The sequence below is a fragment of the Pseudomonas sp. VS40 genome (assembly GCF_018587885.1).
GTDB classification, from domain to species: Bacteria; Pseudomonadota; Gammaproteobacteria; order Pseudomonadales; family Pseudomonadaceae; genus Aquipseudomonas; species Aquipseudomonas pergaminensis.
In genome coordinates this window covers 72,570-90,372 of sequence record NZ_JAGYWD010000013.1, presented here as the reverse complement: position 1 = coordinate 90,372, position 17,803 = coordinate 72,570, and the positions used below count along the sequence as shown (strand labels likewise).

Annotated in this window: 14 protein-coding genes; 8 read left to right on the top strand and 6 right to left on the bottom strand. The window is 59.4% G+C overall.

What is annotated here, in order from left to right; all coding sequences use genetic code 11:
- The first annotated feature begins 11 nt into the window (after positions 1 to 11).
- Positions 12 to 653 carry an oxidoreductase gene (locus KHP07_RS27525; RefSeq protein ID WP_078050342.1) on the top strand — a complete coding sequence of 214 codons (642 nt, stop codon included), beginning with the start codon at positions 12 to 14 and terminating at the stop codon, positions 651 to 653.
- A gap of 275 nt (positions 654 to 928) precedes the next feature.
- Here the strand turns inward: KHP07_RS27525 and KHP07_RS27520 are convergent, their stop codons facing one another.
- The 6 genes from KHP07_RS27520 to KHP07_RS27495 form a co-directional block, all read right to left on the bottom strand.
- A complete protein-coding gene (locus KHP07_RS27520; protein WP_078050343.1) occupies positions 929 to 1,213 on the bottom strand; it encodes a YceK/YidQ family lipoprotein in 285 nt (94 codons plus the stop codon).
- Complete coding sequence (gene ubiX / locus KHP07_RS27515; RefSeq protein WP_028618086.1) at positions 1,206 to 1,835, bottom strand: flavin prenyltransferase UbiX; 630 nt, start codon at positions 1,833 to 1,835, stop codon at positions 1,206 to 1,208. Before ubiX ends, KHP07_RS27520 begins: the two co-directional genes overlap by 8 nt.
- Positions 1,832 to 3,181 (bottom strand): UDP-N-acetylmuramate:L-alanyl-gamma-D-glutamyl-meso-diaminopimelate ligase, encoded by a 1,350-nt coding sequence (gene mpl, locus KHP07_RS27510; protein WP_078050344.1) that lies wholly within the window; start codon positions 3,179 to 3,181, stop codon positions 1,832 to 1,834. The genes ubiX and mpl overlap by 4 nt, the downstream gene beginning before the upstream one ends.
- Positions 3,182 to 3,256: 75 nt before the next feature.
- Positions 3,257 to 6,208: a hypothetical protein gene (locus KHP07_RS27505; RefSeq protein WP_214498386.1), complete on the bottom strand. Its 2,952-nt coding sequence runs from the start codon at positions 6,206 to 6,208 to the stop codon at positions 3,257 to 3,259.
- A 177-nt stretch (positions 6,209 to 6,385) separates the two neighbouring features.
- Positions 6,386 to 7,630, bottom strand: coding sequence for a hypothetical protein (locus KHP07_RS27500; protein ID WP_143523122.1), 1,245 nt, complete (start codon positions 7,628 to 7,630; stop codon positions 6,386 to 6,388).
- A gap of 172 nt (positions 7,631 to 7,802) precedes the next feature.
- The gene (locus tag KHP07_RS27495; RefSeq protein ID WP_214498385.1) at positions 7,803 to 9,692 is read right to left on the bottom strand and encodes a sigma-54-dependent Fis family transcriptional regulator; all 1,890 of its coding nucleotides are present in this window, start codon (positions 9,690 to 9,692) and stop codon (positions 7,803 to 7,805) included.
- Positions 9,693 to 9,965: 273 nt separating this feature from the next.
- Between KHP07_RS27495 and exaC the strand changes: the two genes are divergently transcribed.
- The 7 genes from exaC to KHP07_RS27460 all read left to right on the top strand — a co-directional run bounded on the left by exaC (position 9,966) and on the right by KHP07_RS27460 (position 17,755).
- On the top strand, positions 9,966 to 11,486 hold the full coding sequence (gene exaC / locus KHP07_RS27490; RefSeq protein WP_034109459.1) for an acetaldehyde dehydrogenase ExaC: 1,521 nt from the start codon (positions 9,966 to 9,968) through the stop codon (positions 11,484 to 11,486).
- Between the two features lie 218 nt (positions 11,487 to 11,704).
- Entirely contained in the window at positions 11,705 to 13,138 is a 1,434-nt protein-coding gene (gene eat / locus KHP07_RS27485) for an ethanolamine permease (protein WP_078050349.1), read from the top strand.
- Between the two features lie 52 nt (positions 13,139 to 13,190).
- Positions 13,191 to 14,585 (top strand): ethanolamine ammonia-lyase subunit EutB, encoded by a 1,395-nt coding sequence (locus tag KHP07_RS27480; protein WP_099491085.1) that lies wholly within the window; start codon positions 13,191 to 13,193, stop codon positions 14,583 to 14,585.
- On the top strand, positions 14,582 to 15,415 hold the full coding sequence (gene eutC / locus KHP07_RS27475; protein ID WP_214498384.1) for an ethanolamine ammonia-lyase subunit EutC: 834 nt from the start codon (positions 14,582 to 14,584) through the stop codon (positions 15,413 to 15,415). Before KHP07_RS27480 ends, eutC begins: the two co-directional genes overlap by 4 nt.
- A gap of 92 nt (positions 15,416 to 15,507) precedes the next feature.
- Complete coding sequence (locus KHP07_RS27470) at positions 15,508 to 15,966, top strand: GNAT family N-acetyltransferase (protein ID WP_017528964.1); 459 nt, start codon at positions 15,508 to 15,510, stop codon at positions 15,964 to 15,966.
- Between the two features lie 310 nt (positions 15,967 to 16,276).
- Positions 16,277 to 16,933 (top strand): DedA family protein, encoded by a 657-nt coding sequence (locus KHP07_RS27465; protein WP_078050352.1) that lies wholly within the window; start codon positions 16,277 to 16,279, stop codon positions 16,931 to 16,933.
- A 6-nt stretch (positions 16,934 to 16,939) separates the two neighbouring features.
- Complete coding sequence (locus KHP07_RS27460; protein WP_078050353.1) at positions 16,940 to 17,755, top strand: M90 family metallopeptidase; 816 nt, start codon at positions 16,940 to 16,942, stop codon at positions 17,753 to 17,755.
- The last annotated feature ends 48 nt before the right edge of the window (positions 17,756 to 17,803 follow it).

The window sequence follows — 17,803 nt, the reverse complement described above, 5'->3', positions numbered from 1 at the left end:
GGGGAAACACCATGTACCTGACGCCTCAGCATATCTTGCTCGCCGGAGCCTCCGGCCTTACCGGCGAACACCTGCTCGATCGCCTGCTCAACGAACCCACCGTGACCCGCGTGCTCGCACCCAGCCGCAGGCCATTGGCCGAACACCCCCACCTGGAAAACCCGGTCGGCGACCCGGCGGTGTTCCTGCCGCAACTGAGCGGCCCGGTGGACCTCGCCTTCTGCTGCCTGGGCACCACCATCAAACAAGCCGGCTCCGAAGCCGCCTTCCGCGCCGTCGACCTGGACATGGTCGTGGCGTTCGCCAAGCGTGCGCGGGAAATGGGCGCGCGGCACCTGATCGTGATCAGCGCGATCGGCGCAGACCCGAAGTCTTCGATCTTCTACAACCGCGTCAAAGGGGAAATGGAAGAGGCACTCAAAGCTCAGGACTGGCCACAACTGACCATCGTGCGGCCATCGTTGCTGTTGGGGGAACGCTTGGAACCACGCCTGGCAGAACAACTTGCCGGCCCGTTGTCGCGACTGATTCCCGGCAAATACCACGGCATCGAAGTGTGCGAACTGGCCCGGGCCATGTGGCGCCTGGCGCTGGAAGAACAGGATGGGGTGCGGGTGGTGGAGTCGGATGAGTTGCGTAAGCTCGGTAAATAATCCGGTTTAACGACCTGACAGACATCCAAGTGTGAGCGCGGGCTGGCTCGCGAAGGGGGCGTGTCAGTCGATGCATGAGCTGCCTGACCCACCGCATTCGCGGGCAAGCCCGCTCCCACATTTGATGGGGTTCACACCGCTCTAATGTGGGAGCTCCACATTGGATGGGATTCACACAGTTCCAAATGGTGGAGCTCTACATTGGATGGGGTTCACACGGTGCCAATGTGGGAGCCGGGCTTGCCCGCGATGAGGCCAGCCCAGGCACTACAACTCTAAAGGCCACCTGTGGCGTTAAACCCAACGCCCAACACCGTCAACACCGACAGCGGTAACAACAGGGTATCGAGCAACGCACTCGCCGGCAGGTCCACTCCCGGATAAGCCGGCGCCTCGGCACCAAATCTGTCCATGGCGCAACAGCCGCCATTCATGGCATACAAGTCCAACCGCGTGCCGGCATACACCACCGGCGCGTTTGGTTTAGCTGCGTCCAGGGTGCGCGCGGTGGCGCAGCCCGTGAGGTGCAACGCCAACACCATCAGCAGCGCCTTATTCATCACTGCTCAAATGGTGTTCGCCCCAACGTGGCAGCATGTCCTGTGGGATGTTCAGCAAGTTGAGAATGCGCGCCACCACAAAGTCCACCAGGTCATCGATGGTCTGTGGCTGGTGATAGAAACCGGGCGAGGCCGGCAAAATCGTCACGCCCATGTTCGACAGCTTGAGCATGTGCTCCAGGTGAATGCTCGAATACGGCGCCTCACGTGGCACCAGGATCAACTGCCGGCGCTCCTTCAAGGTCACGTCCGCCGCGCGTTCGATCAAGTTGTTGCAGGCCCCCGTGGCAATCGCCGACAAGGTGCCCGTGGAACACGGCACCACCACCATCGCCGCCGGCGCGCCTGAGCCGGACGCCACGGGCGACATCCAGTCTTCTTTACCGTAGACCTTGATCTGCCCCGCCGCCGCACCGGTGTATTCGGTGAGAAAGGCCTGCATTGTCTGCACCTTGGGCGGCAACGCGACGTCAGTCTCGGTGGCCATCACCAACTGCGCGGCCTTGGAGATCAGGAAGTGCACCTCACGGTCTTCACGCACCAGGCAATCGAGCAGGCGCAAACCATAGGGCGCGCCCGAGGCGCCGGTCATGGCCAGCGTGACGCGCTCCGGGCCGCTCATTTCAGCGCCTCGGCCAGTTTGCCGTGCAGGCCACCAAAGCCGCCGTTGCTCATCACCACCACGTGGGTGCCCGGTTTAGCTTGCTGCTTGACGTGTTCGATGATGCCTTCAATGGAGTCACACACGGTGGACGGCACCGTGCACAGCGCGGCAATCCCCGGCAGGTCCCAGCCAAGGTTGGCCGGTGCGTACCAGACCACCTGGTCGGCGTCGTTGACGCTTTCCGGCAGGCCGTCGCGGTGGGCGCCGAGCTTCATGGAGTTGGAACGCGGCTCGACAATCGCAATGATCGGCGCGTCGCCAACCCGCTTGCGCAGGCCATCCAGGGTGGTGGCAATGGCCGTCGGGTGGTGGGCAAAGTCGTCGTAGATGGTAATCCCATTCACATCGGCGACTTTTTCCATGCGCCGCTTCACGCTCTTGAACGCGCTGAGCGCGGCGATGCCCATGGACGGCACCACGCCCACATGCCGCGCAGCCGCCAGGGTGACCAAGGCGTTGGCGACGTTGTGCTGGCCAGTCATGTCCCACTCGACAATGCCTTGGGCCTCGCCTTCGAACAGCACTTCAAAACGGGAACCGTCTTCGCTGAGCAGCTTGACCTGCCACTGCCCGCCCGCGCCGGTGGTTTGCACCGGGGTCCAGCAGCCCATCTCGATCACACGCTGCAGGGCAGGCTCGGTGGTCGGGTGGATCACCAGGCCTTCGCTTGGAATGGTGCGCACCAAGTGGTGGAACTGCCGCTCGATGGCCGGCAGGTCGGGGAAGATGTCGGCGTGATCGAACTCAAGGTTGTTCAGGATCGCTGTACGCGGGCGGTAGTGAACGAACTTGGAGCGCTTGTCGAAGAAGGCGCTGTCGTATTCATCCGCTTCGATCACAAAAAACGGTGTGTCGCCCAAGCGCGCCGACACCGAGAAATTCTGCGGCACGCCGCCAATCAGGAAGCCCGGGCTCATGCCCGCATGCTCAAGCACCCAGGCCAGCATGCTGCTGGTGGTGGTCTTGCCGTGAGTGCCGGCGACAGCAAGTACCCAGCGGCCTTGCAGCACGTGGTCGGCCAGCCACTGCGGGCCAGACACATAAGGCAAACCTTTGTTGAGCACATATTCGACCGCTGGGTTGCCCCGCGACATGGCATTGCCGATCACCACTAGGTCCGGTACCGGGTCGAACTGCGACGGGTCGTAGCCTTGGGTCAACTCAATGCCCTGAGCCTGCAACTGCGTGCTCATGGGCGGGTAGACGTTGGCATCGGAGCCGGTGACGTGATGACCCAGTTCTTTGGCCAGAACCGCCATCGAGCCCATGAACGTGCCGCAAATACCGAGAATATGAATGTGCATAGTCGACCTCGTAAAACATCGAGGCAGGTTAGCGCAGGGCGGGGGAAATCGCACTCTTTAGGTGAGCCGCCCACGCTATGCGACGGCTTGTTTATGCGGTGCTGGCACCTTCGTCAGCGCGTCACGTATGGCAGCTATTTTTTTCTCAATTGTATTCAGTCGATCCGCAACGCCGCCGTTGCCCTGACTGACGGAGGCTTCGTGTTTGTACGGTTTGAAAAAAACCTCATAAGCCTGTGCAAGATCAATGGTGAGCTCCTCGAGCAACGCCAGGAAAGCCTCCAACTGGTCGACGACCTGCAGCGGTTCGCTGGACCATTTCGGGATGTCTACCACAACACCCGGCGCCAATTGCAACGACAACGTACCCAACTCACTGGCGCCCCGCGTTGCAGCGTCGAGACGAGCTCGAAGGGCGGGGTCAACGGGTGCAACTATCGGCCCCAGGTCCACTACTTCTACGTCGCCGGGGTTAACACCGCCGTCAGGTGCGGCAGGACGCTCGTAGTGTTTTTGGAAAGCAATTTGCATCTCAATGATAGCAGCGTCTAAGCCAGCATCGGTCACCGCCTCAGTTACCCGGCGCTCGAACGGACCGACAGAAGCGGAAGGAGAGTGCCGGGCAAAGCCCTTCAATGGCGCGCCGTATGGCGTTTGAGTCACAGGGTCGAAGGCATACCATTTTCCGTTGCGCTCCACGGCGATGACGTTAACCGCATCGCCATTAGCGCCCAACGGCCTGTAGAGGCCTTCGGCAATCCCGTGATTGTTGCCTACTTGGGGAAGATCAAAACTGCCGCCGCGCCCGCCAAGACGGCTGACTTTTTTAAAGCCTGCCTTACCCAATTTAAATACACCACGGCCCACGTCATAAATATCTGCTAGAGGGTTAAGCGCCTTCACGCCGGCCTTGCCAAACCCCTTGATGAAGTTCAGCGTTGTACCCAATCCGGCTCTAACACCGTACTTGACGCCTTGGAGCCCGCCTTTTAGCCCCGGAATAAAAAAGCCAAACAAATCCAGCACTAAATTGAAAAAACCTTCAGCGGGCCTGCCATTTATAAAACTTTCAACCGCATTGTAGAAAGGAATCAATCCTAAAAAGAACGCCTTGACGGCCTCTGAACGCGCGCTTTCCCGCTCTTGCTCTGTGCTGCCATTGGCTGTTGTTTTCGCCTCATCCAAGCCTCGCGTGAAATAAGCACCGACAGCGGCTGACAATTCATCGGTTTTAGGCGAAAAAAAAGTCGCCGGCGGGGCGGGATGCTTTCCGGGTATACCGGCCTCCAACGATTTGGAGGGGTAGATACGATAGGCGGAAAAGTCTACCGGGTCGTTTTTCGGCGATGTACTACCGACTGTGCTCCACAGGATAGTGACCGACGGTTCTTTACCGCCCGGCGAATCAGGCAGCGACATCGAGAAGTACAAACGAGAGCCTGGAAACTGCAGGCCAGGCCTGGAAGGGTCGGCATCCTTGATGATTCGGCCCATCGCCGGTGAATACAGATAATGACAAACCGTCCCATCACGTTCAGCCCTGATAAGTACCGCGCCGCTGCGTATATACGCTTGAATTTTATGATCAACGCTGACCGGGCCCTGATTGGCATTGGGCTTCTGGAGGGTGAATGTCGTGACCTTGCCGTACTCAATCAGCCGCCGGTCATCGAGCGGGAGCAATGAGAGCTGATATTTGAACTGCGCGGCAAAACCGTCTTTGAGCCCTTGGGTGTATTTGTCGAAGCTTTCATCAAACTGTTGTTTGATGTTTGGCAACTTCGGAAAGCCTACATTCACTTTCACGGTATTGAAGTCAAGGTCGCTGGATATCCAGAAGTGCTTACCCAGGTCGCCTGACATGTAAATATCCAGCAGCGAATAGGCTTTTCGGCCAGGCGACCCCGGTGGGATATTCGCCAGCAGCTTCTGCTCAAAAAAAGCTTCATTTTCGACGCCATACACGCGCCGCAGCTCAACGAGGGCCAACTCTCGTCGGGTTGGCATCGGCGTGGACAGCGCATCAATGGAATCAGCCAAAGCCTTATGCTGTGCTTGCATGGCCTTCAATGCGCTTTCGACTTCCTGGGGGGGGTACGCATCATCACTTTTTTCAACAATGACGCCGTTGGCAATACCCCAGTCGATAACGGCCGTCATCTGAGCGAGTTGTTGCTGACGCTTTTCAAGCTCCGAAACAGGCGCTATCTCATCGTCTTTCATGATCTGCGCATAGGTTTTCGTAGACGTCGATCCCGGGTCACTCGCCTCTTGGCGAGCCACCGCTGCACTGAAGGTGGCCCATTGGTGGGAACCATACACCAGCGCCGAGGGCAGATCCTTTACCAGAAACTCGGGGGCGGACACCGACAACAGTTGAAAAGCGATGATTTTGGCATTGGCTTCGCCGAACCGGGTGGCCAGATGCGCCTCAAAACGCGTGACAATTTGCGCAGCGCTGTAACCCCAGTTGTCTGGCTGACGCAACGAGTACCCAGCCAGATTATTACGCTCCAGGCCTCCTGCCGAATCCACATCCAACAATAGCGCGCTAAGCAGTACTTCCTGCAGGCTGGTAGCCGTGGGTACTGCGTCGATGCTGTCCTGGAGTAACCTGGCCAACGCAAGACCTTCTGGAGAATCGAGAATGGCTTTAAGGGTTTTTTCAGGTTCATCCTTACCAGACCGTAAAGGTTCAGGAAGGGTAAGCCGCAAGCGTTCGATAAGGCTCGGCACACCGCTGGTGTCATCAGTGCTTACTTTCGGTTGAGCGGCTTTCCAAGTGGCAACTATCTGGCGTAATTTGGCCTGGGCGTCAGCCGCCAAAGGGACGTCTTTAGTTAGCAGCCCACCATAATCAGCCACGTGTGAAGATGAAGAAGACGCTGCACTGCGTCGATAGCGTGAAGGGGGGGAAGTTTTGGATATATCGGGAGGAGTTGCACCCTCAAACTTATTATCTATCGGCGATTCAGACTGAGGGTAGAGCGACATAAAACGTGATGAATCCAGATAATTGGAAATCATAGCGACACCTCCGAAAGCGATTGCGCGTTACCGGGCAATGTTTCAGAAAAGCCTGTCACAGATACTCCATTCAGCGTCAGGCTTATCACCAATGACCGTCGACTATACCTCCCCTATCGACGCTGAGAAATTAACATGCACTGCAAAAGCCAACAGCGAAATCCTGCACTGAGCCGTTCACTCTTTACTGGCAGGCTTGTCCATTTTTAGCAAGATATCAGCCTGTGCCTTATTCAGCTTGGCTATTCGTGCCTCGAGTGTGTCCATACGACTTTCCAGTCCGTCAAGCCCTTGGGCAGCGGGTTCAATAGCCAGATGAGGTTTGAAGAAAACTTCATATTGGTTGGCAACTTCCTTCGTATGCTGTTCAGCGAAGTCCAATAGGTTCTCAAGTTGGGTCATACGCTCAAGCGGATCTTTTGACCAGTTTTGATTCGGCACGAATCCCGTTTCGGTATCCCCAAACTTGAGCGCCATCGACTGATTGGACACCGTGAACGCCAGGACCTGAGCCTCATTCATTCTCGCATAGAGCTTATCGAGGTCAGGGGTCGCCGGCGCCTCTGGACGTTCGACCACTGACTTCCCGCTGGGCGTCGGCGGAATCATGGGTTGAGGCAGATACGAAGCCTTGATTTGTTCGGAAGCGGCCGTAGACCCAGCATATGCCCCAATGTTAATTGGCGCAGACACCACCCCTGTTATCCCAGCACTGATCGCTGCATCGCGCGCGACACGCGCCGCAGATGGCGACGATGGAATCACGCCCGACTTGACCATTTTTTCGGCATTCATCATCCGGGTCGTGGCTTCCGCAATCGTCATTTTAGGCGTAGCAGCGGGCGCTGGCACTTTGTTCTTCCAATCGAGGACCTTTTGGCTGATTGTGGGCGGAAGCAGATGTTCATGAGGTTCGTTATTGCCCTTGACGGCACTGGCCTTATCCCTTGCTACCTTGCCGTTCTTATCGAGCGGTCTTCCAGTGCTATCAATCAGAAAGCCTTCTCGATTGACGCGCTTTCCGTCCCTATCGACCAAGTGCCCCTCAGTATTGACCAAGCGGCCCGAGTGATCGACCAAGCGGCCTTGGGTATCGACGAGTTGATTTTTCTCATTGATAAGCTTGCCTTGGGTATTTATCAAATGCCCCTTTTCATTGATCAAACGGCCCTTATTATCGATCGCCTGACCACTGTTATTAACCCGCTGCCCCTGTGCATTGATCCGCTGGTTATTCGAATTAATCAGATGACCTTGTTTATTAACCGCCTGTCCTTTGTCATTGAGTAACTGACCTTGTTTATTGACCAGTTGCCCTTGCTTATTATAAGAACTGCCTGGAGGCGCGTAATGCGGAATCGCTTTAGGCGGCACCGGCGGAGGTTTGGGCAAGTGAGCGGGGGGTGGTTTGATTAGCGGCATATCGTCACCTCATAATAAACAGGTATTAAACCCAATAGCGAAGCCTTATGACTTCTGTTCATTACGTGGTCACCGGCAGCAAAACAGTTCCCTGCAGCCTGTACAAGCCACAGCCTATTAGATAAATCGCCACTACCCGAGTTAGACAGCGTTACTTCAGGGCACACTTACATTAACTGGATACCGCCACAGGCCGTTTGATTTTATACTTGCGCAATTTCCTATAAAGCGTATTACGACTTATACCCAGCGCTTGCGCCGTGTACGTCATATGCCAGTGCCGTTGCTCTAATGCCGTCAGCAACGTCTGTCGTTCGGCATCATCGAGGGGTGACTCGCTGGCGTGTTGAACAGGGGGGCATTGCACCATAGCGGGCAGATCCAACAACCCTATCCGTCCGTCATCGCTGAGTGCCACCAGTGTGCGCAATACCGTGCGCAACTGACGAACATTGCCCGGCCAGGCGAAGGCCAGCAATGCCTCGCGCGCTGCGGGCTCCACACTGACCGGTTGCTCACCGGCCTCCTCCCCCAGGAGGAAGTCCAGCAGTTGCGACTTGTCACTGCGCTCGCGTAACGCCGGCAAGCCGATTTCCAGGCCGTTAAGACGGTAATACAGGTCTTCGCGGAAGCTGCCGTCCCGCACGCGCTCATGCAAATTACGGTGCGTGGCGCTGATAACCCGGACATCCACGGCTTGAGGCTCGCCCCCGATGGGGACCACTAGGCGATCCTCCAGCACCCTTAATAGACGGGTCTGCAAAGCCAGTGGCATATCGCCGATTTCGTCAAGGAAGAGAGTGCCACCGTCGGCCTGTTGGAGCTTACCGCGCATGCCATCCTTGAGGGCACCAGTGAAACTGCCGCCACGATAGCCGAATAACTCGCTTTCAATCAGGCTTTCCGGAATGGCGGCGCAATTGAGCGCTACAAACGCTTTATCGGTGCGCTGACTGGCGCGGTGCACAGCCTTGGCGAAGGCTTCTTTACCGGAGCCGGTTTCGCCATTGATGAGCAGTGGCACATCACGCTCAAACACCCGCAGCGCTTTGCGAAAGTCATTTTGCAGCGCCGGATCGCTCAGGCAAATGCCGGACAACTGAGGCGGCACCGGCTTGGCCATGGGGGCAGGCACGCTGCGAGACTGACCGCGCAATGCGGCGAACAGTGGCCGTCCATCACGGGTGCGCAGCGGCCAACTGGCCGTGGCATTGGCGCTGGCTCGACCGAGCAGTTGGTCCAGGGAGCAATCGAAAAACGCTTCCACCGGTTGCCCCAGCAAACCGCCGCGCAGTTGCCCCAGCAGGTTCATCGCGCTCTGGTTGACCGCGCAGATCCGGCCTTCACCGTCGAACGCCAACAGCCCTTCGCTGAACAACCCCACCGACTCGGCCTGCAAATGAAAACGCAGCAACCAGTGGTTTTCAAAATGCCGCAGGAAGTAACAACTCTCGATCATCTTCGCCGACAGATTGACCAGCGCCATGGTGTGAAACTGGCTCTGACGCGACACCGCCTCCCGTGCGGATGACACATCCAGCACCGCCAGCAAATCACCATGGGGGTCGAACACCGGGCTGGCCGAACAGGTCAGCCCGGTGTGCCGGCCACGAAAATGCTCATCACGGTGAATCGTCAGGGACTGGCGCTCCACCAGGCAGGTGCCGATGCCGTTGGTGCCTTCGCACGCCTCGCTCCAATCGGCGCCCAGCCACAGCCCGGCGCGTTCGAAGATCTTGCGCTCGGACGGCGCGGTGACACAGTTGAGAATCACGCCCCGCGCATCGGTCAGCAACACCGCATGGCCGGCGCCCGAGAGCTGCTGGTGCAGGCTGTTCATCTCACTGCCGGCGATATGCAGCACCTGTTGCAGGCGCTCGCGGCTTTCCAGCAGGCGCCCGTGTTCCAGCACGGTGGGGGCAATGGTTTGCGCAGGGTCGAGGTGATAGTCCTCCAGACAACGCAGCCAGGAGCGGGCGATGGAGGGATCGCTGGATGGGTCGCGACCATGGGCCACGGTGAGGACTTGCTGGGCATGGCGACTAAAATGATCGTTGTGCATTTCTTATTATTCTCCCTGCGTGAGAACGCCCAGCATCCCCCAGGCCTCCAGCCATTGCAATCCCGGGCAGACTCACCGGTCACCGGCTGTATCAAAGGTGGCACAAACTGTCACACCGCCTGTACCACCCTTGGTACAGCAACGCCTTGCAACAAACCCTAAACCCTTGATTTACCTGGCCCGCAAAGCAGTGGCCCAACCTTTGCTCTACGCTTTATAACGCGCTCGTTGCGCTGCACTCCCAATAAACATAAGAGCCAGGAGATACCCACCATGCGTTACGCACACCCCGGTACTGAAGGCGCCATCGTTTCGTTCAAGGCCAAGTACGGCAACTACATCGGTGGCGAATTCGTTGCGCCGGTCGATGGCAACTATTTCACCAACACCTCTCCGGTCAACGGCAAGCCTATCGCCGAGTTCCCGCGTTCCACCGCCAAAGACATCGACAAAGCACTGGACGCCGCCCACGCCGCCGCTGACGCCTGGGGCAAAACCTCGGCCCAGGACCGCTCGCTGGTCCTGCTGAAGATCGCCGACCGCATCGAACAGAACCTCGAACTGCTGGCCATCACCGAAACCTGGGACAACGGCAAGGCCGTGCGTGAAACCCTCAACGCCGACATCCCGCTGGCAGCCGACCACTTCCGCTACTTCGCCGGCTGCATCCGCGCGCAGGAAGGCACCAGCGCCGAGATCAACGAACACACCGCCTCCTACCACTTCCACGAACCACTGGGCGTGGTTGGCCAGATCATCCCGTGGAACTTCCCGCTGCTGATGGCCGCATGGAAACTCGCCCCGGCCCTGGCCGCCGGTAACTGCGTGGTGCTCAAGCCTGCCGAGCAAACCCCGCTGGGCATCAACGTGCTGCTGGAAGTGATCGGCGACCTGCTGCCACCGGGCGTGCTGAACGTGGTGCACGGTTTCGGCAAGGAAGCCGGCGAAGCGCTGGCGACCAGCAAGCGCATTGCCAAGATTGCCTTCACCGGCTCCACGCCCGTGGGCTCGCACATCATGCATGCGGCGGCCGAGAACATCATTCCATCCACCGTGGAACTGGGCGGCAAGTCGCCGAACATCTTCTTCGCCGACATCATGAAAGCCGAACCTTCGTTCATCGAAAAGGCAGCCGAAGGCCTGGTGCTGGCGTTCTTCAACCAGGGCGAAGTGTGCACCTGCCCTTCCCGCGCGCTGGTGGAAGAGTCGATCTACGACGACTTCATGAAAGTCGTGATGAAGAAGATCGAGTCGATCAAACGTGGCGACCCGCTCGACACCGACACCATGGTCGGCGCCCAGGCGTCCGAGCAGCAGTTCGACAAGATCCTGTCCTACCTGGAAATCGCCAAGGGCGAAGGCGCGCAACTGCTCACCGGCGGCAAGGTCGAGAAGCTCACCGGTGATATGGCTGGCGGCTATTACATCCAGCCGACCCTGCTCAAGGGCACCAACGAAATGCGCGTGTTCCAGGAAGAAATCTTCGGCCCGGTGGTGAGCATCACCACCTTCAAGGACGAAGCCGAGGCCCTGGCCATTGCCAACGACACCGAGTTCGGCCTGGGCGCCGGGGTGTGGACCCGCGACATCAACCGCGCCTACCGCATGGGCCGGGCGATCAAGGCGGGCCGCGTGTGGACCAACTGCTACCACCTGTACCCGGCGCACGCCGCGTTCGGCGGTTACAAGAAGTCCGGCGTGGGGCGTGAAACGCACAAGATGATGTTGGATCACTACCAGCAGACCAAGAACTTGCTGGTGAGCTACGACATTAATCCGCTGGGCTTCTTCTAACTTAGCCTCCTAGCAGGCGACCCGCTCTCCACCTGAAATGAGATCAAGTGTGGGAGCTGGCTTGCCTGCGAAAGCGGTGTATCAGCCAAGTAGGTGTTGGCTGACCAAACGCTTTCGCAGGCAAGCCAGCTCCCACATTTGAACTTCGCAAGTAGCTGCTACCTCATTCGGCACACAGAGGCCGAGTTAAAAACAATAAGAATGGAAGGTACTTTCCAATGCCTAGCGAACCCACTGGATCCTCCGTCGACTTCGAAAAAGTCGGCACCGACTACTTCCAACAACGCGAATTGAAAAAAGGTGCTGCCGGCTGGGTGCTGCTGGTCGGCCTTGGCGTCGCCTACGTGATCTCCGGCGACTACGCCGGTTGGAACTTCGGCCTGGCCCAAGGCGGCTGGGGCGGGATGTTCCTCGCCACTTTGCTGATGGCCACCATGTACCTGTGCATGTGTTTTTCCCTGGCCGAACTGTCTTCCATGATCCCCACCGCCGGCGGTGGCTACGGCTTTGCCCGCAGCGCCTTCGGGCCCTGGGGCGGGTTCCTCACCGGCACCGCGATCCTGATCGAATACGCCATCGCGCCCGCCGCCATCGCGGTGTTCATCGGCGCGTATTGCGAGTCGCTGTTCGGCATCGGCGGCTGGATGATCTACCTGGCGTTCTACATCATCTTTATCGGCATCCACATCTTCGGCGTCGGCGAAGCCTTGAAGTTGATGTTTGTGATTACTGCCGTGGCCGCGATTGCCCTGGGCGTGTTCCTGGTGTCGATGGTGCCGCACTTTAATGTCGCCAACCTGCTGGACATCCCGGTGACCGAAGCCAAGGGCGCCAGCACCTTCCTGCCGTTTGGCTACGTGGGTGTGTGGGCGGCGATTCCCTATGCCATCTGGTTCTTCCTCGCCGTAGAAGGCGTGCCCCTGGCCGCCGAAGAAACCAAGAACCCCAAGCGCGACCTGCCGCGCGGCCTGATCGGCGCCATTGTGGTGCTGACCAGTTTTGCCTTGCTGATCCTGGTGATCGCACCGGGCGGCGCCGGCACTTATGCGCTGATCAAGTCCGGCAACCCGCTGGTGGAGGCGCTGGCCTTGTCCTATGGCGGCTCGACCTGGATGGGCGGCTTCGTCAACCTGGTTGGCCTGGCCGGGCTGATCGCGAGCTTTTTCTCGATTATCTACGCTTATTCGCGGCAGATCTTCGCACTGTCCCGCGCCGGTTACCTGCCGCGCAAACTGTCCCAGACCAACAAGAGCAAGGCGCCCGTGCTGGCCTTGGTGATCCCCGGCATCATCGGCTTTGGCCTGTCGCTGACCGGCCAGGGTGACTTGCTGATCCTGGTGGCGGTGTTCGGTGCGACTATTTCCTACGTGCTGATGATGGCCGCGCACATCACCCTGCGCATCCGTCGCCCCAAAATGGACCGTCCGTACCGCACGCCGGGCGGCATCTTCACCTCCGGCATTGCCCTGGTACTGGCCTGCGTGGCCGTGGTGGCGGGCTTTCTGGTGGATCCACGGGTGGTGATTGGCGCCGCGATCATCTATGGAGTATTAATTGCTTACTTTGCTTTCTACAGCCGGCATCACTTGGTAGCGGGCACGCCCGAAGAGGAATTCGCGGCGATCCAGGCCGCAGAGGCCGCCTTGCACTGATAGCCGTAAACCTCGACGCAGGCGCGTGCCTGCGTCGCCAAGGAGACACTGTATGGCAAGTTTTTCTCACGCGGTGGGTGCTCAAACCTACCGCTTCGACAGCCTCAAGGACGTGATGGCCAAGGCCAGCCCCGCCCGCTCCGGGGACTTTCTCGCCGGCGTCGCCGCACAGAACGACGGTGAACGCGTGGCGGCGCAGATGGCGTTGGCAAATATCCCGCTCAAACACTTCCTGGAAGAAGTGCTGATCCCCTATGAAAGCGATGAAGTCACCCGACTGATCATCGACACCCACGATAAACAGGCGTTTAGCGTGGTCAGCCACCTGACCGTCGGCGGCTTGCGCGACTGGCTGCTCAGCGACGCGGCCGATGAACATTCCCTACGCGCCTTGGCGCCTGGGCTGACACCGGAGATGGCCGCCGCCGTGTCCAAGATCATGCGCGTGCAGGACCTGGTGCTGGTGGCGCAGAAGATCCGCGTGGTCACGCAGTTTCGCGGCACCATGGGCCTGCGCGGGCGCTTATCCACACGGCTGCAGCCCAACCACCCGACGGACGAACCGGCGGGCATCGCCGCGAGCATTCTCGATGGCCTGTTGTACGGCAACGGCGACGCCATGATCGGCATCAACCCGGCCACCGACAGCATCGCCTCGATCTGCGCCATGCTGGAGATGCTCGACGCGATCATCCAGCGCTACGAGATCCCGACCCAGGCCTGCGTACTTACCCACGTCACCACCTCCATCGAGGCCATCAACCGTGGCGTGCCGCTGGACCTGGTGTTCCAGTCGATCGCCGGCACCGAGGCCGCCAATGCCAGTTTCGGCATCAGCCTGAGCGTGCTGCAGGAAGGTTACGAAGCGGGGCTGAGCCTCAATCGCGGCACCCTGGGCCAGAACCTGATGTACTTCGAAACCGGCCAGGGCAGCGCCTTGTCGGCCAACGCGCACTTCGGTGTCGACCAGCAAACCTGCGAAACCCGCGCTTATGCGGTGGCCCGGCACTTCAAACCGTTCCTGGTAAATACAGTCGTAGGATTTATCGGCCCCGAGTACCTGTACAACGGCAAGCAGATCATCCGCGCCGGCCTCGAAGACCACTTCTGCGGCAAACTGCTCGGCGTGCCCATGGGCTGCGACATCTGCTACACCAACCACGCCGAAGCCGACCAGGATGACATGGACACCCTGCTGACCCTGCTGGGCGTGGCCGGGATCAACTTCATCATGGGCATCCCCGGCTCCGACGACATCATGCTCAACTACCAGACCACTTCGTTCCACGACGCCCTGTACGCCCGCCAAACATTGGGTTTAAAGCCGGCACCGGAGTTTGAACAGTGGCTGGCCAAGATGGGCATCTTCACGCAAGCCGACGGCAAGGTGCGCTTCGGCAACAGCTTGCCACCGGCGTTTCGCCAAGCCTTGGCGCAATTGGGATGAAGGAGCCGCCTGTGCAACTCGACCTGCCTGACAACCCTTGGCTGGAACTGCGCCGCCTGACGCCAGCCCGTATTGCCCTGGGCCGCACCGGCACCAGCATCCCCACCAGCGCGCAGCTGGATTTCCAGTTCGCCCACGCCCAGGCGCGGGACGCGGTGCATTTGCCCTTCGACCACGCAGGCCTCAGTAGCCAGTTGGCCGAGCGTGGGCGTGACAGCCTGTTGCTGCACAGTGCCGCCACCGACCGTCACATGTACCTGCAACGCCCGGACCTGGGGCGGCGCTTGAGCGATGAGTCGGCCCAGTTGCTGCGCGATCATGCATCGGCCAACCCCGGCGGCTTGGACTTGGCGGTCGTGGTCGCTGATGGCCTGTCGGCACTGGCGGTGCATAAACACACCTTGCCGTTTCTGACACGCCTGGAGGAACAGAGCAGCGCTGACGGTTGGTCCTTGTCGCCGGTCATCCTGGTGGAACAGGGCCGCGTGGCGGTGGCGGATGAAGTGGGCCAGTTACTGGGGGCCAAGATGACCGTCATTCTGATCGGCGAACGGCCCGGCCTCAGTTCGCCGGACAGCCTGGGCCTGTATTTCACCTACAACCCCAAGGTGGGTCTCACCGACGCCTACCGCAACTGCATCTCCAATGTGCGCCTGGAAGGCTTGAGCTACGGCATGGCCGCCCACCGCCTGCTTTACTTGATGCGAGAGGCGTGTCGTCGGCAGCTGTCGGGGGTCAATCTCAAGGACGAGGCGCAGGTTCAGACCATCGAATCGGATGATCCGGACCTGATGAAAGGCAATTTCCTGCTCAGTTCACCGGATGACTGAACGCTGCACGATTGCGCTTTTTCGCGCCATTAGGCAGCATCGAGTCACGGCCGCTTGTGTGGTCATCCCCCATTTGGAAGTTGAGGCCTGGCATGCGGATTACTCAAGCGACCCTGGAACACCTGGACCTGTTGACCCCGCTGTTCGTCAAATACCGTGAGTTCTACGGCGCCCTGCCCTTTCCGGACTCATCGCGGGCCTTCCTGGAAAAGCGCCTGCGCCGCAAGGAATCGGTGATTTACCTGGCCCTGGCGGATGACGATGACAAGAAATTGCTGGGGTTTTGCCAGCTCTACCCGAGCTTTTCGTCGCTGTCGCTCAAGCGCGTGTGGATCCTCAATGACATCTACGTGGCCGAAGACGCCCGCCGGCAACTGGTGGCGGACAACCTGATGCGCACGGCGAAGAAAATGGCCAAGGAGACCCACGCGGTACGGCTGCGCGTGTCGACCAGCAGCGACAACGAAGTGGCGCAGAAGACCTATGAGTCGATCGGGTTCCGCGAAGACACCGAGTTCAAGAACTACACGCTGCCGATCAGCGAAGATTGATCCAACACCCCATCTAATGTCGACGCAGGCTTCTGTAGGAGCCGGCTTGCCGGCGATAGGATCATCTCGGTCTCAGCTGATACACCGAGGTGCCTGCTATCACCGGCAAGCCAGCGCCTACAGATAATGTTGAGCCTGCGAATGCCTTTGCACGACATCCCCCGCTACAAAACCAACACGCTTTTCACCTCCCAATCCGTATAATGCGGACCTTTCAGGGTTGTAAGAAATGCGGCATACACTTGTAGCCTTATTAACCCGAGCTTCCGCACAGGCCTGCTGAGCCGGGCCATTCACACAGGTGCCATCCATGGATTTCAACCCGCTCGACCTTATCCTGCATCTCGACGTTTACCTCGACCTGCTGGTAACCAATTACGGTCCGTGGATCTACGCCATTCTGTTTCTGGTCATCTTTTGCGAAACCGGCCTGGTGGTCATGCCGTTCCTGCCAGGTGATTCGTTGCTGTTCATCGCCGGCGCCGTGGCGGCAGGTGGTGGCATGGACCCGGTATTGCTGGGCGGCCTGCTGATGCTGGCGGCCATCCTGGGTGACAGCACCAACTACGTGATTGGGCGAACGGTGGGCGAACGCTTGTTCAACAACCCGAACTCGAAAATCTTCCGTCGCGACTACCTGCAAAAAACCCACGACTTCTACGACAAGCACGGCGGCAAAACCGTGACGCTGGCGCGCTTCCTGCCGATCCTGCGCACCTTTGCACCGTTCGTGGCCGGCATCGCGAAAATGCCATACGCGCGCTTCTTCGGTTTCAGCGTGCTGGGCACCATCCTCTGGGTCGGCGGCCTGGTGACCCTGGGCTACTTCTTCGGTAACGTGCCGTTCATCAAGAAAAACCTGTCGCTGCTGGTGGTGTTCATCATCCTGCTGTCGCTGGTGCCGATGATCATTGGCGTGTTCCGCAGCCGTTTTGGTCGCGCGTCGTCCCAAGCCAAGTCGCAGTAAGCGCCCATGTGGTCTCTCAGCGCCTGGCGTCGCCAGCGCTTACTGGCCAAGCACCCAATTGCCGATGACACCTGGCAGCGGGTGCGCCACCACCTGACCTTCCTCGACGGCCTCACCGCCGAGCAGGACCAGTGGCTGCGCGAAGCCTGTGTGGTGTTCCTCGCCGAGAAACACCTCACTGCCTTGCCCGGCGTCGAACTGCACCAGGAACAACGCCTGCTGCTCGCCGCCCAGGCGCAACTGCCGCTGATGAACCTCGGCGACCTCGACTGGTACCAGGGTTTCCACGAAATCGTGCTGTACCCCGACGACTTCGTCAGCCCCCAGCGTCATCGCGACAGCAGCGGCATCGAACACGAATGGGACGGCGAGCACAGCGGCGAAGCCTGGCAACAAGGCCCGGTCATCCTCGCCTGGCCCGGCGTGCTCGCCAGCGGCAATTGGGAAGGCTACAACCTGGTCATCCACGAACTGGCACACAAACTCGACATGCTCAACGGCGACGCCAATGGCCTGCCGCCGCTGCACAACGACATGCGCGTGCAGGAATGGGCCAGCGTGATGCAGAGCGCCTACGACGACCTCAACCGACAGTTGGACGCCAACCCGGACGCCGACACCGAGATCGACCCCTACGCCGCCGAAAACCCCGCGGAATTCTTTGCCGTCACCAGCGAATATTTTTTCAGCGCCCCGGATTTACTGGTCAGCCATTATCCCCAGGTGTACGCCCAACTCAGCCGCTTTTATCGCCAGGATCCCCTGGCCCGCCTCACCCACCTGCAAGCCAGCGACCCGCGTTATCAGCCGCAAGGCGAATGACCGTACGACGTCTGGCGCATGGCATCGGCGGCGGAATGTGCCTATAAT